Annotated in this window: 19 protein-coding genes; 6 read left to right on the top strand and 13 right to left on the bottom strand. The window is 69.0% G+C overall.

All coding sequences use genetic code 11. From position 1 onward, the window contains the following. Window positions 1–108: 108 nt before the first annotated feature. From ACSR87_RS08740 to alaS, 4 genes are all read right to left on the bottom strand, one after another. Window positions 109–1,272, bottom strand: coding sequence for an acyl-CoA dehydrogenase family protein (locus ACSR87_RS08740; protein WP_498530210.1), 1,164 nt, complete (start codon window positions 1,270–1,272; stop codon window positions 109–111). Window positions 1,273–1,435: 163 nt separating this feature from the next. Then, window positions 1,436–2,149 carry a type 1 glutamine amidotransferase gene (locus ACSR87_RS08735; RefSeq protein WP_163488461.1) on the bottom strand — a complete coding sequence of 238 codons (714 nt, stop codon included), beginning with the start codon at window positions 2,147–2,149 and terminating at the stop codon, window positions 1,436–1,438. A gap of 114 nt (window positions 2,150–2,263) precedes the next feature. Further along, complete coding sequence (locus ACSR87_RS08730; RefSeq protein WP_498530209.1) at window positions 2,264–3,040, bottom strand: alpha/beta fold hydrolase; 777 nt, start codon at window positions 3,038–3,040, stop codon at window positions 2,264–2,266. Between the two features lie 108 nt (window positions 3,041–3,148). Further along, window positions 3,149–5,917, bottom strand: a complete 2,769-nt coding sequence (gene alaS / locus ACSR87_RS08725; protein WP_498530208.1) for an alanine--tRNA ligase — start codon at window positions 5,915–5,917, stop codon at window positions 3,149–3,151. 122 nt (window positions 5,918–6,039) lie between these two features. On the opposite strand from alaS, the gene ACSR87_RS08720 reads away from it, so the two are divergent. Both ACSR87_RS08720 and ACSR87_RS08715 read left to right on the top strand, forming a co-directional pair. Next, entirely contained in the window at window positions 6,040–6,525 is a 486-nt protein-coding gene (locus ACSR87_RS08720; RefSeq protein WP_004045319.1) for a TspO/MBR family protein, read from the top strand. 147 nt (window positions 6,526–6,672) lie between these two features. Continuing rightward, window positions 6,673–9,033 carry a GAF domain-containing sensor histidine kinase gene (locus ACSR87_RS08715; protein ID WP_498530207.1) on the top strand — a complete coding sequence of 787 codons (2,361 nt, stop codon included), beginning with the start codon at window positions 6,673–6,675 and terminating at the stop codon, window positions 9,031–9,033. 67 nt (window positions 9,034–9,100) lie between these two features. On the opposite strand, the gene ACSR87_RS08710 is transcribed toward ACSR87_RS08715, so the two are convergent. After that, window positions 9,101–10,084 (bottom strand): replication factor C small subunit, encoded by a 984-nt coding sequence (locus tag ACSR87_RS08710; RefSeq protein ID WP_498530206.1) that lies wholly within the window; start codon window positions 10,082–10,084, stop codon window positions 9,101–9,103. A 150-nt stretch (window positions 10,085–10,234) separates the two neighbouring features. On the opposite strand from ACSR87_RS08710, the gene samp2 reads away from it, so the two are divergent. From samp2 to ACSR87_RS08695, 3 genes are all read left to right on the top strand, one after another. Continuing rightward, the gene (gene samp2 / locus ACSR87_RS08705) at window positions 10,235–10,435 is read left to right on the top strand and encodes a ubiquitin-like small modifier protein SAMP2 (RefSeq protein WP_498530205.1); all 201 of its coding nucleotides are present in this window, start codon (window positions 10,235–10,237) and stop codon (window positions 10,433–10,435) included. 8 nt (window positions 10,436–10,443) lie between these two features. Continuing rightward, window positions 10,444–10,881 carry a GNAT family N-acetyltransferase gene (locus tag ACSR87_RS08700; RefSeq protein WP_498530204.1) on the top strand — a complete coding sequence of 146 codons (438 nt, stop codon included), beginning with the start codon at window positions 10,444–10,446 and terminating at the stop codon, window positions 10,879–10,881. 81 nt (window positions 10,882–10,962) lie between these two features. Continuing rightward, on the top strand, window positions 10,963–11,343 hold the full coding sequence (locus ACSR87_RS08695) for a DUF7344 domain-containing protein (protein ID WP_498530203.1): 381 nt from the start codon (window positions 10,963–10,965) through the stop codon (window positions 11,341–11,343). 9 nt (window positions 11,344–11,352) lie between these two features. On the opposite strand, the gene ACSR87_RS08690 is transcribed toward ACSR87_RS08695, so the two are convergent. The 4 genes from ACSR87_RS08690 to larB all read right to left on the bottom strand — a co-directional run bounded on the left by ACSR87_RS08690 (window position 11,353) and on the right by larB (window position 14,181). Beyond that, entirely contained in the window at window positions 11,353–12,726 is a 1,374-nt protein-coding gene (locus ACSR87_RS08690) for a phosphoglucomutase/phosphomannomutase family protein (protein ID WP_498530202.1), read from the bottom strand. A gap of 62 nt (window positions 12,727–12,788) precedes the next feature. Next, window positions 12,789–13,028, bottom strand: coding sequence for a GIY-YIG nuclease family protein (locus tag ACSR87_RS08685; protein ID WP_004045312.1), 240 nt, complete (start codon window positions 13,026–13,028; stop codon window positions 12,789–12,791). 94 nt (window positions 13,029–13,122) lie between these two features. Continuing rightward, window positions 13,123–13,272 carry a DUF7563 family protein gene (locus ACSR87_RS08680; RefSeq protein ID WP_187367346.1) on the bottom strand — a complete coding sequence of 50 codons (150 nt, stop codon included), beginning with the start codon at window positions 13,270–13,272 and terminating at the stop codon, window positions 13,123–13,125. A gap of 147 nt (window positions 13,273–13,419) precedes the next feature. After that, window positions 13,420–14,181, bottom strand: coding sequence for a nickel pincer cofactor biosynthesis protein LarB (larB, locus tag ACSR87_RS08675; protein WP_004045311.1), 762 nt, complete (start codon window positions 14,179–14,181; stop codon window positions 13,420–13,422). Between the two features lie 184 nt (window positions 14,182–14,365). Between larB and ACSR87_RS08670 the strand changes: the two genes are divergently transcribed. Next, window positions 14,366–14,533 carry a DUF1931 family protein gene (locus ACSR87_RS08670; protein ID WP_004045310.1) on the top strand — a complete coding sequence of 56 codons (168 nt, stop codon included), beginning with the start codon at window positions 14,366–14,368 and terminating at the stop codon, window positions 14,531–14,533. A gap of 164 nt (window positions 14,534–14,697) precedes the next feature. Here ACSR87_RS08670 and rpiA read toward each other — a convergent pair whose 3' ends face one another. The 4 genes from rpiA to ACSR87_RS08650 form a co-directional block, all read right to left on the bottom strand. After that, on the bottom strand, window positions 14,698–15,390 hold the full coding sequence (gene rpiA, locus ACSR87_RS08665; protein WP_498530201.1) for a ribose-5-phosphate isomerase RpiA: 693 nt from the start codon (window positions 15,388–15,390) through the stop codon (window positions 14,698–14,700). A 60-nt stretch (window positions 15,391–15,450) separates the two neighbouring features. Further along, complete coding sequence (locus ACSR87_RS08660) at window positions 15,451–16,575, bottom strand: ORC1-type DNA replication protein (protein WP_498530200.1); 1,125 nt, start codon at window positions 16,573–16,575, stop codon at window positions 15,451–15,453. Between the two features lie 117 nt (window positions 16,576–16,692). After that, window positions 16,693–16,962: a hypothetical protein gene (locus ACSR87_RS08655; RefSeq protein WP_008576786.1), complete on the bottom strand. Its 270-nt coding sequence runs from the start codon at window positions 16,960–16,962 to the stop codon at window positions 16,693–16,695. Window positions 16,963–17,045: 83 nt separating this feature from the next. Continuing rightward, window positions 17,046–19,040 (bottom strand): MutS-related protein, encoded by a 1,995-nt coding sequence (locus tag ACSR87_RS08650; RefSeq protein WP_498530199.1) that lies wholly within the window; start codon window positions 19,038–19,040, stop codon window positions 17,046–17,048. Window positions 19,041–19,129: the final 89 nt, after the last annotated feature.

Below are 19,129 nucleotides of genomic sequence, written 5' to 3'. Positions count from 1 at the left end.
TGTGGGGCCTCTATCGTAATCTATGGTCGGGGAGATATAAATGTATGTGTGCTGTTGTCATACGTCACGCACGACCGCGAAAGCCACGGGGGCGTCCGCTCCCAAGCCCTAGTGGAATGCTTCGATTCCCGTCAGGTCAGCGCCGAGGACGAGCGTGTGGATGTCGTCGGTCCCCTCGTAGGTGTAGACGGTCTCGATGTTCTCCATGTGGCGCATCGGTGAGTAGTCGGTCGTGATGCCGTTGCCGCCGAGCATCTCGCGGGCGGTTCGGGTCACCTCGCGGGCGACGCGGACGTTGTGGCGCTTCGCCATCGACACCTGCTGGTGTCGCAGGTCGCCGCGCTCTTTCAGGTCGGTGAGGCGGTGGGCCATCAGTTGCGCGTTCGTGATTTGGGTCGCCATCTCCGCGAGTTTGCCCTGCTGGAGTTGGAACCGCGCGATGGGGCCGCCGAACTGGTCGCGGTCCTTCGCGTACTGACGGGCGTCCTCGAAGGCGTCGCGCGCCGCGCCGACGACGCCCCACGCGATGCCGAACCGCGCCTGCGTGAGACACGACAGCGGCCCCTTCATTCCCTCGACGCCCGGGAGCACGTCTTCTTCGGGCACGCGCACGTCGTCGAGGCCGATTTCGCCCGTGACCGACGCGCGCATCGAGAGTTTGCCCTCGATTTTGTTCGTCGTCACGCCGTCGCGGTCGGTCTCGACGAGGAACCCGCGGACCGGCGACTCCTCCGCCGACACGTCGCGCGCCCAGACGACCGCCACGTCCGCGATGGGCGAGTTCGTAATCCACGTCTTCGAGCCGTTGAGGACGTAGCCGTCGGCGTCGCGCTCGGCGCGGGTCTCCATCCCCGAGGGGTCCGAGCCGTGTTGCGGTTCGGTCAGGCCGAAACAGCCGACCGCCTCGCCCGACCCGAGCTTCGGGAGCCACCGCTCTTTCTGCTCGTCGGAGCCGTAGGCGTGGATGGGGTAGATGACGAGCGACCCCTGCACGCTCGCCATCGACCGGAGGCCGGAGTCGCCGGCTTCGAGTTCCTGCATCAAGAGGCCGTAGGCGCGCTCGCCGAGACCGGGGAGGCCGTAGCCGTCGAGGTTGGGCGCGTAAAAGCCGAGGTCGCCCATCTTCGGGATGAGGTCGGTCGGGAACGTCCCCGCCTCGTAGTGCTCGCCGATGTCGGGTTTGACCTGCTCGTCGACGAAGCGGCGGGCCTCGTCGCGGACGAGTTTCTCTTCGCCGGTCAGGTCGCCCTCCAATCCCAGATAATCGAGCATGATAGACCCTGCGCTCGGCGCGGTGAAAAGCGATTCGCTCGGTCACGATTTGCGGGGACGGGAGGCCGAAAAGCCGGAGATGAGAGCGGGCTGGACGCGACTCGGCGGCGGCCCGGATGCGGCTCGGGTACGACTCGAAGACGGCTCGCGACCGTCGGAACGCTCAGGCCGCCGATTCGACCGAGCCCGCGTTCGTCCGGTTCACGTAGGTGACGAAGTTGTCGAACAGGCGCTTTGCCTCGCAGGCGGCGGCGTAGTTCTCCGGCGTGATGCCGTCGACGACCGAGCGAATCCGCTCGTCGGGGAGGAAGTCCTTCTGGCGGGCGATGGCTTCTGCGGTGTCGGTGTCGTACTCGGGGTGGAACTGGACGCCGAAGGCGTGATTCCGGCGGAACGCGTGGACGCCGAACTCGTTTTGGGCGAGGAGTTCCGCGCCCGACGGGAGTTCCGTCACCCGGTCGCCGTGGGAGGTGAAGACGGTGAAGCGCTCACCGATGCCGGCGAGGATGTCGTTCCCGTCGTCCGGGCGAGTCCGCTCGATTTCGTTGTAGCCGAGTTCGAACGCGCCCATGTCCTCGACGGTGCCGCCGAGCGCCGCCGCGACGACCTGGTGGCCGAAACAGACGCCCAAGAGGGGGACGCCGCGCTCGTCGGCGTCGGCAACCCACGACACGAGGTTGCGAATCCACGGCTCGTCCCAGTAGACCGAGGACGACGAGCCGCTGATAACGACGCCGTCGTAGTCGAAGTGGTCGGGGAGACGGCCGTCGGTCACGTCGAACTCGACGAGGTCGGCGTCGAGTTCGCGCCTGAAGTTTCGTGACGTGCTCGAATCGCCGTGGGAGGCGTCCAAGAACGCGAGTCGCGGGCGAGTCATCGTGGAGAGACAATCGGTGCGGCTCTAAAGAAGTTGCGCCCGGAACGCTCACTGCCGGCATCTGCGACGGGGCGTGTCGGCGGCGACCGCGGGGAGAGCGCCCGACAGCGACGCTCAGTCGTCGTCGAGCGATTCGAGAAAGGAGACGAGCGCGTCGTTGACGAGCCGCGACCGCTCGACGGTGACGAGGTGGCGCGCGCCCGCGAACGACTCGAACTCGCCGCGCGGGAGACCCTCGGCCAGCGCGCGGCCACCCTCGACCGGCCAGACCGGGTCGTCGCCGCCGTGGAGGACGAGCGTCGGGACCGTCACCTCGTACAGCGGGCCGGCGTCGTAGTCGGCGACGGCGGCGGCCTGCGCGGCCCACGCCTCGGGGTCGGCGTCCTCTCGCTCGCGCCACGAGACGAGTTGCTCGACCACGTCAGGCTGTTCCGCGCGAAATTCTTCGGAGAGCGCCGGCGCGAGCGACTCGCGGAGCGCGGCCGGGTCGTCGGGCGCGGCGGAGAGCGGGTCGGGGTCGATACACTCTCCGGAGGCGGCGGTGCCGACGAGCGTGAGGCTCCGGGCGCGGTTCGTCGTCCGCGCGGCCTCCAGCGCGACCAGTCCGCCGAGGCCGAATCCGACGAGGTGGGCCTTCCTGACGTTCGCGTCCGCGAGGACGGCCACGAGGTCGGAGACGAGCGTTGCGACCGAGTACGGCCCCGCGGGCGCGTCGGAGCGACCGGCCCCGCGGAGGTCGGTCACGAGGCTCTCGTAGGGGCCGGCGACGGCGGCGTGCTGCCACCCCCACTGCCACGCGCCGTAGCCCGCGTCACCGACGAAGGCGACCGTCTCGCCGTCGCCCTCGCTGTCGTAGTACAGTTCGACCCCGTCCGCGACTGCCGTGGGCATACCGGAGGCTCGGCGGGCGAGCGACTTAGGGCGTCCGTCTCGGGGACGCGGAGGAAGCGAAAACGAGAGCGAGAGCGAAAGCAAACCCGGGTCGGTCGCGCGACCGACTCAGGCGTTCAGGACCGTCCGAAGCACGTCGGGGGCCTCGTCGAGCGCGCCGTCGAGCGCGTCCACGTCGGGGCCGCCGCCCTGCGCGAAGTCCGCGGGACCGCCGCCGCCGCCGCCGACCTTGCCGGCGAGTTGACCGACGACCTGCCCGGCGTTGATGCCCACGCCGTCGGGGACGCCGACGACGAACTGGGCGCTCCCGCCCGCGGCGGAGCCGAGAACGGCGACCGTCCCCTCTTCGACCAGCGCGTTCGCGGTCGCGCGGAGTTCGTCCGCGTCGCCGTCGAGGCGCTGGACGACGGCGGGCGTGCCGTCGATGTCGATTTCGTCCGCCCCGGCCGCGGCGCGCGCCTCGGCGAGTTCCGTCTTCAGGCGGTCGATGGTCTTGCCGCGGGCCTTCCACTCGGTGAAGAAGCGCTCGGCCGTCTCGGGCACGTCCGCGGGGTTCACGTCGAGCACGTCGGCCGCGCCGTACAGCGCGTCCTCGGTGCGCTGGGTGGCCTCGACGGCCGCGTCGCCCGCCGCGAAGACGACGCGCTCGACGCCGTCCTGCACGGGCTCCGTCGTCAGCACCTTGATGGCCCCGATGTCGCCGGTGCGCTTGACGTGGGTGCCGCCGCAGGCCTGCACGTCGCTGCCGACGTGGATGAGGCGAATCTGCTCGCCCGGCGGGATACCGCCCTGATAGAGGTCGAAGCCGTACTTCTTCTCGGCGTCGCGGCGGTCCGGCCACTCCTGTTTGACCGGGATGTTCCGCATCACGATTTCGTTGGCGACGCGCTCTATCTGCTTGACCTCCTCGCGGGTGATGCGCTCGTAGTGGGTCACGTCGAGCCGCGAGCGGTCGACGCCCTTCGACGCGCCGGCCTGCCGGATGTGGTCGCCGAGGACCGTCCGGATGGCGTGGCCGATGACGTGGGTCGCCGTGTGGTGGCGCATGAGCCGACGGCGGCGCTCGGCGTCGAGCTGGCCGCGGACGAACTCGCCCTTACCGGGGTCCTCGTCGGTTCGGTGGAGCACCACGTCGCCCACGATTTGCACGTCGGTCACTTCGACCGTCGTGTCGTCGGTGGCGAGCGAGCCGTGGTCGGCGGGCTGGCCGCCGCCTTCGGGGTAGAACATCGTCTGGTCGAGGACCACGTCGTAGCCCTCCTCGCGCTCGAACACGTCGAGGACGACGGCCTCGAACTCGGTGCGCTCCTGGTCGTCGTAGTAGAGCTTGTCCGTCGCCGGCAGGTCGCCGAGGCGGTCGTCGCGCTCGTCGGCCTCGCCCTCGCCGTCGACCTGCTCGTGGCGGTCGGCGACGAGCGAGTAGAAGTCGTCGGGGATGTCGACGGTCGCGCCGCGCTCTTCCGCGATGTCCTGCACCATGTCGGGCTGGATGCCGTGGGAGTCGTACAGCTCGATGAGCTCGTCGAGCGGGATGGGCTCGTCCGTGTCGGCGTAGTCGTCGGCGAGCTGCTGGACCTTGCGGGAGCCGCGTTCGAGCGTCTTTCTGTACTTGCGCTCCTCGCTGCGGACGATGTCGCGGATGGTGTCGCGGTTCTGGTAGTCGAGGCGCTCGGCCTGCATGTCCACGAGTTCGTCGAGCGGGGCGTCCACGCCGAGGTTGTCCACGAGGCGCTTGGTGCGCCGGAGGACCATACGGGCGAGGTAGCCCGTCCCGACGTTCGAGGGGACGATGCCGTCGCCGAACATGTACGCGAGGGTTCGGCAGTGGTCCGCGATGGCGTAGATGTCTTCGAGCGGGCGGAGCAGCGAAGTGAGTTCGGCCTCGTCGACGCCGAGTTCGCCCGCGACTTCGGCGCGCGCGGTGGCGAGGTCGTCGATTTCGTCGATGTCGAGGTGGCCCGAGAGCTTCGCCGCGCGGTGGATGAGTTCCTCCTCCTCGTCGGTGTGCTCGATGCCGACGTTGTCCTTCAGGAACTCGATCATGTCGGGGTAGACGGCCTCGTACACCGTCGGCGTCCCCTGCGACACCCACGTCCACCGTTCGAGCCCGTAGCCCGTGTCGACGATGTAGGTGTCCATCGGCGAGTAGGTGTTGCCGTCCTTGAGTTCGTAGTCGCCGTCGGGGTCCTGCTTCATCGACATGAAGACGAGGGTGGCGAGTTCGGCGCCGCGGTAGAGCACCTCGAAGGCCGGACCGGCGTTGCCGCCGCCAACCCACGGGTCCTCGATGTAGGTGATTTCGGAGATGTCAGCGCCGAGCGACTCGAAGAACTCGTCGCAGAGGCGGACCGTCTCGTCCTTCCAGTAGACCTCGCCCTCGTAAGCGTACTTGTCGCCGGCCTCCTCGCGGGCGTTGAACGCGTGGTGGGCCATCATCTCGAACGCCATCGTGTGGCGACCGGTCTTGCCCACGTTGTCGATGTCCTGCATCCGGATGCAGGGTTGGGAGACGGTCAGCGGGTTGGCCGGCGGCGGCGTCTCGCCGGACGTGACGAGCGGCTGGAAGTCGTAGATAGAGGCCTGCGTCAAGAGCACGTCGTCGCGCCAGCGGTTCGCGGCGACCGGGTAGGGGTCGATGCGCTCGTGGTCGTGGTCCTCGAAGAAAGAGAGGAACTTCTCGCGCATCTCTTCGAGGGTGTACTCCTCGTCGAAGCCGGGGTTGTCGATGAAGGTGTAGTCGTCGGCGGGCGGTTCACCGCAGGTCTCGCGGTCGGGGTCTCGTGTCCAGAAGTGGACCCCCGTCACGGGGCACTGCTTCCGGTAGAAGCCCTCCTCCTCGAAGTAGTCGAGGCGGTACTCCGCTTCGAGTTCGCTCATTGCCAAACTCTGGTCTACCGTCGGGTAAAACAGTTCCGGGAAATGGACGCAGACGCCCGATTCCCCACAATTTCGCCCGCACGGGCCGCGTCGTTCTTTTCCCACCCGAGCGAACGAGGAGTATGAAACTCGCTTCGCTCCGGCGGCGACCGGCGGTCGAACTGCTCGCGTGGGTCGCCCTCGCGCAACTCGCGGGCGCGCTCGGGAGTGTCTTCACCGTCACCGACGCGGGGTCGTGGTACGCGACGCTCGCCCGCCCGTGGTTCGCCCCGCCGAACTGGGTGTTCGGCCCGGTCTGGGTGACGCTGTTTACCCTCATGGGCGTCGCCGCGTGGCTCGTCTCCCGGCGCGACCACCCCCGCCGCGAGCGGGCGCTCGCCGTCTTCGTCGGCCACCTCGTCGTCAACGTCGCGTGGTCCGCGGCGTTCTTCGGACTGCGGTCGCCCGCGGTCGGCCTCGCCGTCATCGTCGTCCTCCTCGCGGCGATTCTGGCGACGACGCGCGAGTTCGCCGCCGTCAATCGGCGCGCCGCCGCCCTCCTCGTCCCCTACCTCCTGTGGACGTGCTTCGCCGCCGCGCTCAACTACGGATTCTGGTCGCTAAACTGAGGAATCCGGCGAGGTCAAAGCGCCGCGCCGCCGAATCGGACCGCTCGCGGCGTGTTCTTGCTCATTGAAAACATGCCGCAACGATTATAGTTCTCGTCGCCCTCCAGTAGGGGGACTGCCGTGCACGCGACGGACCCAACGGTTTTCGTGGACGACGACTTCGACGATATCGACCTCGGCGACGGGGTCACGGTGGCGTCAGCGAGTGACGAGAACGACCCGAGCGACGCTGCGTGCGTCGTCGTCACGGACCCGGACGCCGAGACACCCCGCGACGTGCCGACGATTCTGTACACCGAGGTGTCGCCCGAGGCCGTCGAGCGGCCGGCCCGATTCGACGCCTACGTCAGCCGCGGCGACCGCGCCGGACTCGAAACGCAGGTTCGCTGGGCGCTGTCGTCGGCCGGTTTCGCGAGCGGGCACGACGACAGGGCGGAGAGCGGAGCGGTGACGGGTTCCCGAACCGACGCCGAGTGGGACCGGCTCAAACGGCTCTACGAGGGGACGACCGACCTCATCGCCGCCGAGACGGTCGAGGAGTTGTACGAGCGAGCCATCGGTCTCACGGAACACATCCTCGAATTCGACAACACCTCGTTTTTCCGCCACGACGGCGAGGGCTTCTACGTCGTCGCCAACGACGACGACGTGGCAGAAACGGGCCCGATTTCGACCGACATGGGCCTGCTCGGGGAGACGTACCGGACCGGCCGCTCGTTTCTCGTGGACGACGTGCGCGACCACCCGGTAGCCGACCCCAACGACCCCGCCTATCGCTCGGCGGTGAGCGTCCCCGCGGGCGACGACGGCGTGTTCCAAGCCATCTCGAACGAGGTCGGCGCGTACGACGAGACCGACCGCACGCTGGCCGAACTCCTCGTGTCCTACGTCTCCGAGACGCGGAGTCGCATCGAGTCCGAAGCCGCCGTCAGAAAGAGCCGCGAGCAGATAGAGCGACTCCACCGAGGAGCCACCGAACTGGCCGCGGCGACGAGCCTCGACGAACTGTTCGAACAGACCGTCGAAATCACCGACGACATCCTCGAGTTCGACATCAGCTACGTGGGCGTCGTCGAGGACGGCTACATCGTTCCGGCGGCTATCTCGTCGGACGCGCCGGCCGACGGCGCGGAGCGCGTCCCGCTCGACGACGGCGGCATCGCGGCCGAGGTGTACCTGTCGGGGAACACGGACATCACCGACGACGTGCGCGACCACCCCGAGGCCAAGCCGGTCAAGCGGATGTACCGCGCGGTCCTGAGCGTCCCCATCGGGGACCTCGGCGTCTTTCAGGCGACCACGTTCACCCCCGGCGCGTTCGACGAGCGCGACGCCGAACTGGCCGAACTCCTCATGGCGCACGTCGCGGTCACGGCCGAGCGCATCCGCGCCGAGTCGCGGCTCCGTGAGGAGCGCGACCGCTCGACGGCGCTGTTCGAACACGTCTCCGACGCCGCCGTCGCCTACGACGTGGAAGCCGGCGCGGTCACGGTCCGCGACGTGAATCGGGCGTTCCAGTCGGCGTTCGGCTACGACGCCGACGACGTGGTCGGAAGCGACCTCCTCGGGCGAATCGTCCCGCCGGTGCCGGACCCGGACCCGGTGCCGGAACCGGGGGGCGACGAGACCATCCCCGAACTCCTCGTCGCCACCGGCGAGAGCTACCGCGGGGAGGTCCGCCGCCGGACCGACGGCGGCGTCCGCGAGTTCATCCTGAACGTCGTCCCGCTGTCGCCCGGCGAGGAGCGCGGGGCGGGCTACGCCATCTACACCGACATCACGGAGCGGAAGACCCGCGAAAGCGAGCTAGAGCGACAGAACGAGCGATTGGAGGAGTTCGCGAACATCGTGAGCCACGACCTTCGCAACCCGCTTTCGGTCGCCCGCGGGAACCTCGAACTGGCCCGCGAGACCGGCGACGAGGTGCGGTTCGACACCGCCGAGCGGGCGCTCGAACAGATGGAAGAACTCATCGACGACCTGCTGTCGCTCGCCCGCCGCGGCCAACTGGTCGACGAGACGGAGCGCGTCGACCTCGGGGCGGTCGCCCGGCAGGCGTGGGCGACCACCGATACCGGCGACGCCGAGTTGGTCACCAGCCAGTCGGTCGTCGTCGACGCCGACGAGGACCGCCTCGCCGAACTGCTTTCCAATCTGTTTCGGAACGCCGTCGAACATGGTTCCACGGGCAACCAGACTGCGTCTGGTGACGCCGCCGAGCACGGCTCGACGGGCAGTCGGGATACTCCCGACGACGCCGTCGAACACGACGGCCGCGACGTGCGCGTCGAGGTCGGCGGCGTCGACGGCGGCTTCTACGTCGAAGACGACGGCCCCGGCATCGAGCCCGAGCGCCGCGACGAGGTGTTCGAACCGGGCGAGACGACCGGCGAGGACGGCATCGGCTACGGGCTGGCCATCGTCCAATCCATCGCCGAGGCCCACGGCTGGTCGGCCATCGTGACCTCCGGAACGGCGGGCGGCGCGCGCTTCGAGTTCCGGGCGTGACAGACGCGAAAACGAGTGGAGAGACCGGAGACCGCGGCGTCGAAACGACCGGTGCAGTGTCCTGCGTTCAGTTCTGCGAGAGCGCGAGCGACGCGAGGAGCGCTTCGAGCTGGACCTGCTCGTTCGCGCCCTCGGAGATGCGGTAGTCGGCCTCGCCGATGCGCTCCATGAGGCGGACGGCCTCGCGCTCGTCGAGGTCGAACTCCCAGACCGAGCGGTGAAGCTGGTCGATGATGTCGCCGCCGGCCATCCCGGTGTCGACGATGAGCGTCTCTAACTGCTTGCGCGCGGCCGTGAACTCGCCGTTGATGGCGGCCCGGACCATCTCCTCGATGTCCTCGGGGCGGGCCGTCGAGGTAATCATGTAGACGGCCTCCTCGTCGACGACCTCGCCGGTCGTCGCGGCGGCCTGCAGGGAGTTGATGGCGCGGCGCATGTCGCCGCCGGCGGCGTAGACGAGCGCGTCGAGGCCGTCTTCCGTGACCTCGATGTCCTCGGCGGCGGCGATGTCGCGGACTTGCTCCGCGACGGCGTCGTCGCCGAGCGGGGAAAACCGGAACACCGCGCAGCGCGACTGGATGGGGTCGATAATCTTCGAGGAGTAGTTACACGAGAGGATGAAGCGCGTGTTGTCGGAGAACTGCTCCATCGTCCGGCGGAGCGCCGACTGCGCGTCGTTCGTCAGCGAGTCGGCCTCGTCGAGGAAGATGACGCGGTAGTCGTGGCCGCCGAACGACGAGCGCGCGAAGTTCTTGATGCGGTCGCGGACCACGTCGATGCCGCGCTCGTCGGAGGCGTTGAGTTCGAGGAAGTTGCCGCGCCAGTCATCGTCGTAGATGGCGCGGGCGATGGCCGTCGCGGAGGTGGTCTTGCCGACGCCCGCCGGCCCCGCGAACAGGAGGTGCGGCAGGTCGTCGCGCTCGATGTAGCTCCGCAGGCGCTCGACGATGTCGTCCTGCCCGTAGACGTCGTCGAAGGTCTGCGGTCGGTACTTCTCGATCCAGATTTCACGACCCGTCGGGGCGTCGCCCGACTCCGCGGCCTCGCTCATATCCGTTCTACCGACCGCCCCGCACATAAACCGTGCGAGACGGAGAGCCGAACAGACACCGCCCCAGCGGCGGGCCGAACGCCGGGGCGCGAGGCCGCCGGGGCGGCCGAAGCCGACGGACTGAAACCCGCGCCCGACCCACGAGCGACCATGAACGTGACCGTCGAGGTCGTCGGCGAGGAGACCCACGAGGTCGCCGTCGGCGACGGCGGGACCTACGCGGACCTCGTGCGGGCGGTGGACCTCAGCCCCCACGAGGTGACCGTCCTCGTCGACGGCCGCCCCGTCCCCGAAGACCAGCCCGTCGAAGTCGACCGCGTGAAGGTGCTCCGTCTCATCAAAGGCGGGTAATCGGCGACATGGACGACACCGCTGAAGCCGGCGGCGACACCGAGGCCGACGACACCGCCGAAGACGACGACATTCGCGTCCGCGAGGGCGACCCCGACGAACTGGTGGCCGTGATGCGCGTCCTCGACGCCGGACTGCTCGAAGCCGACGCGGGCGAAGTCCGCGACCGGCTGGGTGCGGGCGACTGCCTCGTCGCCGAGGCGTCCGACCGAGTCGTCGGCGCGCTGGCGCTCGACGGCGACTATATCGAGACCGTAGCCGTCTCCCCGAGTCGCCGCGACCGGGGGGTCGGAACCCAACTCGTCCGGGCGGCGCTCGGCCGCCGCGGGCGACTCGTCGCCGACTTCGACGGGGGCGTCCGGCCGTTCTACGAGTCGCTCGGATTCGACATCGAGGAGCGAGACGACGACGAGGGGCGGTTTCGCGGCGTCCTGCGCGACGAGTGACGGCTGTGCCGCCCGGATGTTGAGCGTTAACAATCGACACAGATTTAGCCGCCGGTCGTCAAGCGCTAGGGAGTCAAGGCCATGGCACACCGAGACCGGAGCGACCGTATCCTGACCGACTGGGACCGCGTGTTCGACGCGCTCGCGGACCCGTCGCGCCGCTACGTGCTGGAGTACCTCCACGACCGGTCGGAGCCGGCGACGGTCTGGGACCTCGCGGTCGCCCTCGCGGTCCGGACGACCGACCTCCCGCCCGACGAGGTGGACGTACAGGTCGTCCAGCAGGCGGAGGTCGGCATCGTCCACGTCCACCTGCCGAAGCTTCAGGCCGCCGACCTCGTCGAGTCCGGGGGCGACGGCGTCTCGCTGACCGAGCACGCGGAGACGCTCCCGCTTTTCACGCCAGCGTACCGCGGAGTCGTCAGACCGGCCGGCGACGAAGAAGAGAGACGAGAGCCCTGACCCGTCCGCTCAGACGAGCGGTTCGACAAGTTCGCGGCCGGCTTCGAGGAGCGCCGAGACCGCGTCCTCGCTGCCGGCTTCCGCGTAGACGCGCATCTTCGGCTCCGTCCCCGAGGGACGGACGAGGAGCCACGAGCCGTCTTCTAAGAGGAGCTTGAAGCCGTCGAGCGTGACGACCTTGGCGATGTCGCGGCCGGCGACCGTCTCCGGAAGTACGTCTTCAAGGTCGTCGATGACGCGCGCTTTTTCGGCATCGGGGCAGGCGACGCTTATCTTGTCGGCGACGATGTCGCCGTGTTCGGCCTCGATGCGGTCGAGGCGAGCGTCGAAGTCCTCCTCGGCGGTCGCGGCGGCCGCGAGCAGACCCATGAGGACGCCGTCCTTCTCGCGGACGTGCCCGCGGACGGAGAAGCCGCCGGACTCCTCGCCGCCCATGAGCGCGTCGTGTTCGCGCATGCCGTCTGCGACCCACTTGAAGCCGACCGCGGTCTCGAACACCTCCTCGCCGTGGGCCTCGGCGATGCGGTCGATGAGGAACGTGGTCGAGACGGTCCGAATGGCCGGCCCGGCGTCGGATTCGAGCAGGTAGTCGTAGACGGCGGCGAAAAAGAGGTTCTCGTCGAGGACGCCGCGGTCGGGCGTGGCGATGCCGATACGGTCGGCGTCGCCGTCGTTGGCGACCCCGAGGTCCGCGTCGTGTTCGGCCATCGCCTCGGCGAGGCCGTCGAGGTTCTCCGCGGAGGGCTCCGGCGAGATGCCGCCGAAGTCCGCGTCGCGCTCGCAGCGCAGGCGAATGACCTCCGCGCCGGCGGCTTCGAGGAGCGCGTCGGTGACGCCGCGGCCGCTGCCGTGCATGGCGTCGTAGACGACCGTGAGGCCCGAGAGGTCGTCGCCGACGAGGTCCATCGCGTGGTCGGCGTGCGGCGAGACCACGTCCACGCGCTCGATGGTGCCGCGTTCTGACTCGGGCAGGAGGTCCGGTTCGGCGAGTCGCTCGGCGACCGCGTCGGTCACGTCGGGGAGCGCCGGCGCGCCGTCCGAGGGGATGAACTTCACGCCGTTGTACTCCGGCGGGTTGTGCGAGGCCGTGACCATGAGCGCCCCCGAGAGGCCGCGCTCGGCGATGGCGTAGGCGACGAGCGGGGTCGGGCAGTCGCGCTCCGGCAGGAGCACGTCGAAGCCGTTGCCGGCGACGACCTCCGCGAGCGACTCCGCGAAGCCGGGGGAAGTCTCGCGAGCGTCGTAACCGACCAGCACCGGCGCGGTGAAGCCCTCGTCGGCGAGGTAGTCCGCGACCGCCTGTCCGACGACGCGGACCCGGTCGTCGGTGAAGGTGTCCAGCGTGGCGCGCCACCCGTCGGTCCCGAATGAGATTTCGTCCATACGCGCACCACTCCACGGTGGGGCAAAAAACTACGTTACGAGCCGACGGAGAGGAGAGGCGCTCACGACTCGACGAGCCGCTGTTTCTCTCGGCGGCGGAGCTGTTTAATCTCGTACTCGCGGGACATCGCGGCCGACTTCGAGTCGAACTCCTCGACGTGGACGAGCTCGACCGGGGTCCGACCGCGGGTGTACTTCGCGCCCTCGCCCGCGTCGTGTTCCGCGACGCGTCGCTCCACGTCGGTCGTGTAGCCGGTGTACAGCGAGCCGTCGTTACACTCGATGACGTAGACGAAGTGCACGAGAGAATGGTTCAGGGGCGCGGGTATGAACCCTACGCCCGACCTCGCGCACGGGATGTTGGCTTCGCGTGGTGGTCTTTTCTCGCTTCAGTGGTCATGCGGTGCGGGCACGCTGTCGAGCGACCTCCGCGATACCCGCGTTCGCCGAGCAGTTGGGACAGGCAAGAACCTGACCGTCCTTGTCGGCGAACACGCGTGCGAAGCGCTCGGAGACGTGTGACCCGCAGTGGTCACAGACTGGCATTGTTGCGGTCCGGCAGCCACCAAGCCGGTGTATGACATACGGTACCCCACCCATATGAGGGCTTCGCGCGTGTGCGTACGCACGCGAAATCGCGCACGACCACGAGGGGACAGACGTGGGCGACGACGGGGGACGGACAGCGCCCGGTCAGGCGTCGTCGTCGCGGGCGTCAGCGACTGCGCGGGCGATGAGTCCGGCCTGCGCGCCGGCGATGTAGCCGGCGTCGACGTTCACCGCGGAGAGGACGGTACACGACTGGAGCATCCCGAGGACGGCCGCCTCGCCGTCGCCGCCGTGGCCGTAGCCCGTCGAGACGGGCAAGCCGATGACGGGCGTGTCGACGAGGCCGGCGACGACGGTCGGCAGCGCCCCCTCGCGGCCGGCGGCGACGACGACCACGTCGGCCTCGCGGAGCGTGTCGAGGTTGTCGAGCACGCGCCCGAGGTGGGCGACGCCCACGTCTTCGATTCGCTCGACGTCCACGCCCATCTCGCGGAGGACGGCGGCCGCCTCGCCCGCGGCCTCGGCGTCGGAGGTGCCGCCGGTAGCGATGGCGACGGTTGCGTCGAGGTCGGGGCGCTCGAACTCCGGCGCGGCCGCGACGACGGTCTTCGCCCGGGCGTCGCGGTCGATGTCGGCGTCCGGGAGGGCGTCGGCGACGGCCTCGGCGTGGGCGGTGTCGGCGCGGGTGACGAGCGCCCGACCGCTGGTCTCGACCGCCGCGACGGCCAGCGTGGCCGTCTCGTCGGGCGTTTTCCCCTCCGCCAGAATCGCTTCGGGGACGCCGCGCCGCGTCTCTCTGGCGGCGTCGAACCGCCCGGCGTCGGTCGTCGCGTACCCGGAGAGTCGTACCTCCGCCTCGGCGGGCGAGAGCGAACCGTCCGCGACCGCCTCCAAGATGTCGCGCATGGCCGCACGTTGGCCCGAGGCGTACTCATACCCGTCGTTCCGAGCTCTCGGGGATAAAGCATATATAAGTGGAGATTGTTCCCGGTAAATCCGTCCTCATAGAAGCGCCATAACCCCCAAATCCGGCGGTATTAACGTCCAATATAGGAAAGTTTATTAAAGGAGAATCGGTAGGATATCCTGTATGGCAGACCTCATTGTCAAGGCAGCCGTCAAGGAAGCGCTCAAGGACAAGAACGTGGCCTCGGACTTCTACGACGCTCTCGACGAGGAAGTCAAGGAGCTTCTCGAAGACGCTGCTCGCCGCGCTGAGCAGAACGACCGTAAGACGGTCCAGCCCCGCGACCTGTAAACTCGGTCTTTAGACCTCTCGTTCTTTTATCGCCGGTCGGTGAGCGCCGGTTGTGTCTCCCAGAGAAAGCGACCCGCCCCGTGAGCCGAGGCGGTCGAGGTGGGACGTTCGAGCGCCGGACCACTCGGTCTGCCGGATTCCGTTCGAGCGCCGGACCAATCGAGTCAGAGTTCAGTGACTTCCACGCCGTCGTCGGTGCCGACGTAGACCGCGTCCGCGAGACCGACGAACAGACCGTGTTCGACCGCGCCGGGGAGCGACGCGAGGTCGGTCGCGAGCGACTCGGGGTTCGGAATCGCGCCGAACTCGCAGTCGAGGACGAGATTTCCGTTGTCGGTGACGACGGGGCCGTCCTTTCGCTCGGCGCGGCGGAGCGTTGCCTCGCCGCCGAGGTCCGAGACGCCCGCCGCGACGGTCGTCCGCGCCGACGGGAGCACCTCGACGGGGACGGCGTGCGAGAGCGTTTCCGCGATTTTCGAGGGGTCGGCGACGACGAGGAATCGGTCGGCGAAGGCGTCGACCACCTTCTCGCGGGCGTGGGCCGCGCCGCCGCCCTTGACGAGCGCGCTGTCCGCGAGCGAAACCTGGTCGGCCCCGTCGATTGCGAGGTCGATGGCGTCCACCTCGTCGAGGTCCGCGACGGGGATGCCGCACTCGCGGGCGAGTTCGCGGGCCGCGAAGGAGGTCGGGACGCCCCGGACGTCGAGGCCGTCGGCGACGCGGTCGCCGATGGCGCGGATGGCGAACGCGGTGGTGCTGCCGGTGCCGAGGCCGACGACCGCACCGTCTTCGACCGCTTCGACCGCCGCCGCCGCGGCGCGGCGCTTCTGCGCGTCGGTTCCGCCGGTAGTCTTCATGGCTCAGCCGACTCGGCCGGCGAGTAAAAATGGTCCCGAAACGGGGCGGGCGAGACGCCCTCAGAGGCGGTCCAAGACCGCGTCCGCGTCGTAAGCCAGCGAGATGGCGCGGGTGCGACCGCGTCCCTCGATTTCGGTGTATCGGGCCTCGATGACGCCCAGTTGGTCCAGTTTGTTCACGAGTTCGGAGTAGCGCGTGTAGCCGAGGTCGGTCGCCTCGTTGAAGGCGTCGTACACCGCGCCGGCGCGCTCGCCGTCGTACTCGGCGACGACCCGGACGAGTTCGCGCTCGGGGTCCGAAAGCCCCTGCAGACACCGCGAGAGGTGGACGTACTTCGACTTGTCGTAGGCCGCCTCCACGTCCTCCATGTCGACGGTGCGGGAGGCGCGCATCTCGGCGTGGAGGCCGGCCCGCCGAAGCAGGTCGATGCCGACCCGGAGGTCGCCGCTGTCGGCGGTGAACTCCGCGACTTGGTCGAGTTCGGGCGCGCCGATAACGTCCTCGTGGAAGCCGCGTTTCGACCGCCCGCGGAGGATATCGACGATTTCGTCCACGTCGTAGCGGGGGAAAAACACCTCCTCGGGCCGGAAAACGCTCTGGACGCGCCCGTCGAGTTCGTCGATGACGTCGAGCGAGAGGTCCGACGAGATGATGATGACGCCGATGCGCGCGCCGGAGTGCGCCTCGTGGGCGCGCAGCAGCGAGTAGAGCGTGTCGGACGCCTCGTTCTCGTAGAACAGGTAGTTCACGTCGTCAAGCGCGACGACGAGCACCTCGTCGTCCTCGACGAGGCGGTCGGTTATCTGGCCGAACAGCTTCTTGAACGAGATGCCCGACGACGGGGGTTCGTACTCGAAGATGTGCTCGAAGACGCGCGAGAACACCGCGTAGCGCGTCGAGTCGACCTGACAGTTCACCCGGACGGTCCGGACGCCCGACTGCGTGCCCAACTCGCCGAACAGTTTCTGGACCGCGGTGGTCTTGCCCGTCCCCGGCGGCCCACGCACCATCGTGTTCAGGGGGCGAGAGCCGCGGACCGCGGGCCGAAGCGCGTACTTCAGGCTCCGCAGTTGGCTCTCGCGGTGGTTGAACGTCTCCGGAACGTGGTCGATTTCGAAGACGTGTTCGTCGCGGAACACCGTCTCGTCCCACGACAGCATCCCCTCTTCGGGGTCCTCCCTCATCGAGTAAAGTACCACGCGCGGGGGACTTAATCGTTTACCGCGGCGGCGTCCGACGGGGGGCAGACGCGTTCGCGTCGTCGCCGCGCTCCGGTGGGAGGTCGCGAGCCGATACGTCACCTACTGAAGGAGCCGAACGATTCGGTAGCCGATGGCGACGAGCAGAATCAGTCCGACCGCGCCGATACCGAGGACGACCGGCGAATCGGCGGTCTGCGAGAACGCGCCCAGCGCCGGGAGCACGAAGACGGACAGCACGAGGAACCCGCCGAACAGCAAAAACAGCAGGTAGACGGCGGTCCCGAGCACGTCCCAGATGGCGTTTTTCGTGGCGTGGTAGACGAGGTCGTACTGCTGTCGTTCCTCGGGGGAGAGCGAATCGGAGGGCACGGGGGAAATTATCGACGAGTCTAAATAAATTGTGTGTCGCCCCGGGCAACCGCGTCAGTCGAATATCGCCACAGGCGGTCGCGTCAGTCGAACTTCTCCAGCAGTCGCCCGTAGAAACTCGTCTCGTTCTCGCCGGCCAGTTTCTCCACGATGAGTTCCGGAGTCGACCGCGCGAGGTGGTCCTTCACGGGCGAGCGGTTGACGACGAGTTCGCCGTCCTCCAGTCCGACCGCCTCGATGCCGTCGACCGCGACCGACACGTCGGCGGCCCCCCGGATGCCGCCGGCGAGGTGGGAGACGAACACCGCGGCCGCGCCCTGTTCCGCGAGTTCTTCGAGGATGCCGGCGATGATTTTGGCCGACGCGCCGGGTTCGGTGATGCTCTCCAGTTCGTCCACGAGGACGAGTCGGTCGGCCGCGCCGTCGGTGAGCGCGGCGAAGTCGCGGAGCGTGCTCTCGAAGGCCCCGGCGTCGAGGGTGCCCTGCGACTTGGCGTAGTAGTGGAGTTCGGAAAACCGCGAGAGCCGAACCGACTCGGCGGGGACGGGAAGCCCCATGTGCGCGAGGACGACGACGAGGCCCACGAGGTCGAGCGTCGAGGTCTTGCCTCCGCTGTTGACGCCCGAGAGGAGCGTGACGCCCGAGACCTCGTAGTCCACGGGGTCAACGTCGTCGAATTCCACGTCGAGGAGGGGCGAGCGGCCGGCCTCGATGGCGAACGAGCCGGCACCGTCGTCGCCGGCCGCGCCGGTGAACTCGGGGAAGGCGCAGTCGAAGTCGCGGGCGAACCGCGAGACGGCGAGGCGCACGTCGAGTTCGAGCGCGTCGCGGACCAGCGTCTCGACGGGGTCGCGCAGGTCCCCGAGGTCGGCCGCGAGGCCGGCTTTCAGCTTCGCGGCGCGGCGGTCGCGAGCGGCCTTGAGTTCGGTTCGGAGGCGGCCGACCGCCTCCTCGTCGTGGCCGAGCGGGAACGACGGGTCCTCGGGGAAGACGCGCTCCGTCAGGTCGGCCTCGCCGGGGCGCAGCGACAGCGACTCCACGAGGTGGTCGCGGGCGGCCGAAAGCGCCTCGTCGAACTCGTCTTCGAGTTCGCGCGACAGCAGGGAGTCGACGCGCGCGCCCTGCTCGACGAGCGACAGGAAATCGGTCCCCTCGATGGTCACGTCGCGCTCGCGAATCACGTCGCGGAGGCGGTCGTTGGCGGCCGATTCGGCGGTCGAGACGGCGGTGTCGAGGTCGTCCACCGCGTTCGAGAGTCGTTCGAGTTCGTCGTCGCCGAGGACGGTCCCATCGTCGGCCAGTCGGGAGAGCGCGTCGCGGAGGGAATCGAGGTCGCACGGCGGAGAGAGTCCGGCGGCCTCGTGGACCGCGGCGGCCGCCTCCAAGGCCTCGCGGTTCGCGGCGAAGAAGGCCAGCAGTCGCTCGGGGACGACCTCGTCGGTCCGCTCGGCGGCGTCCGGGAGGACGCGCACGTCGCCGTCCACGTCGATGCCGGCGAACGACTCGTCCAACACGACCACCGTCGAGTACGACCGCGCGAGTTCAGCGATGTCGCGGCCGTCCTCGACGACCTCGATGGAGAGTTCGGGAAACGCCTCCTTGGCGGCGGCGTAGCGCTCCGCGTCGGCGGTGGCGAGACAGCGCTCGCGGACGCGACGCGGCGTCGGGTCCGCGAGGGGTTCGACGCCCGACAACGCCGCGAGCACGTCCGGGTCGGGGTCGAGGTCGGTCGCGTCGGCGGCGAACGCCCGGACCTCCTCGATGCGCGAGGCCGACCCGGTGGGAAACAGCGTCTCCAGTCGCTTCTCGGCGTACGTCGTGACCGTCCGCGCCTGCAAGAGACCGAGCGCGTCGCGGTAGAGTTCCGAGGCGCGGTCGGTGGCGAGGAAGCCGCCGGGGTCGTCGTGGTCGCGGCGAATCGCGCCGCGGGCGATGGCCGCCGCCCTGCCCTCGGTGAGCCCCGGTGCCCGCGCGAGCGCCGCTACGTCGCCGTCGGTGAGGGCTCGCTCGGCGTCGTCGAGTTCCGCGAGCGCGGCGGCCGTCTTCTCGCCGACGCCCGGGATGGTCTCGAAGTCCATTCGGGCGGACCTATCGCGGCATAGGACAAAAAGTCGCGGGGTGGTGACTCCGGGACGACGGACGGGTCGCGCCGACACGGGAACGCCCG

The sequence above is a fragment of the Haloferax sp. SDI50 genome (assembly GCF_059802635.1).
The sequence above is the reverse complement of the archived record's forward strand: the minus strand, read 5'-3'. Positions and strand labels throughout refer to the sequence as shown.

Coding starts and splice junctions, on each gene's coding strand:
- ACSR87_RS08695 (WP_498530203.1), top strand. CDS start 10,963: ATGGCACACCGAGACCGGAGCGACCGTATCCTGACCGACTGGGACCGC.
- ACSR87_RS08690 (WP_498530202.1), bottom strand. CDS start 12,726: ATGGACGAAATCTCATTCGGGACCGACGGGTGGCGCGCCACGCTGGAC.
- ACSR87_RS08670 (WP_004045310.1), top strand. CDS start 14,366: ATGGCAGACCTCATTGTCAAGGCAGCCGTCAAGGAAGCGCTCAAGGAC.
- alaS (WP_498530208.1), bottom strand. CDS start 5,917: ATGAGCGAACTCGAAGCGGAGTACCGCCTCGACTACTTCGAGGAGGAG.
- samp2 (WP_498530205.1), top strand. CDS start 10,235: ATGAACGTGACCGTCGAGGTCGTCGGCGAGGAGACCCACGAGGTCGCC.
- ACSR87_RS08740 (WP_498530210.1), bottom strand. CDS start 1,272: ATGCTCGATTATCTGGGATTGGAGGGCGACCTGACCGGCGAAGAGAAA.
- ACSR87_RS08700 (WP_498530204.1), top strand. CDS start 10,444: ATGGACGACACCGCTGAAGCCGGCGGCGACACCGAGGCCGACGACACC.
- ACSR87_RS08710 (WP_498530206.1), bottom strand. CDS start 10,084: ATGAGCGAGGCCGCGGAGTCGGGCGACGCCCCGACGGGTCGTGAAATC.
- ACSR87_RS08730 (WP_498530209.1), bottom strand. CDS start 3,040: ATGCCCACGGCAGTCGCGGACGGGGTCGAACTGTACTACGACAGCGAG.
- ACSR87_RS08720 (WP_004045319.1), top strand. CDS start 6,040: ATGAAACTCGCTTCGCTCCGGCGGCGACCGGCGGTCGAACTGCTCGCG.
- ACSR87_RS08680 (WP_187367346.1), bottom strand. CDS start 13,272: ATGCCAGTCTGTGACCACTGCGGGTCACACGTCTCCGAGCGCTTCGCA.
- larB (WP_004045311.1), bottom strand. CDS start 14,181: ATGCGCGACATCTTGGAGGCGGTCGCGGACGGTTCGCTCTCGCCCGCC.
- ACSR87_RS08650 (WP_498530199.1), bottom strand. CDS start 19,040: ATGGACTTCGAGACCATCCCGGGCGTCGGCGAGAAGACGGCCGCCGCG.
- ACSR87_RS08735 (WP_163488461.1), bottom strand. CDS start 2,149: ATGACTCGCCCGCGACTCGCGTTCTTGGACGCCTCCCACGGCGATTCG.
- ACSR87_RS08660 (WP_498530200.1), bottom strand. CDS start 16,575: ATGAGGGAGGACCCCGAAGAGGGGATGCTGTCGTGGGACGAGACGGTG.
- rpiA (WP_498530201.1), bottom strand. CDS start 15,390: ATGAAGACTACCGGCGGAACCGACGCGCAGAAGCGCCGCGCCGCGGCG.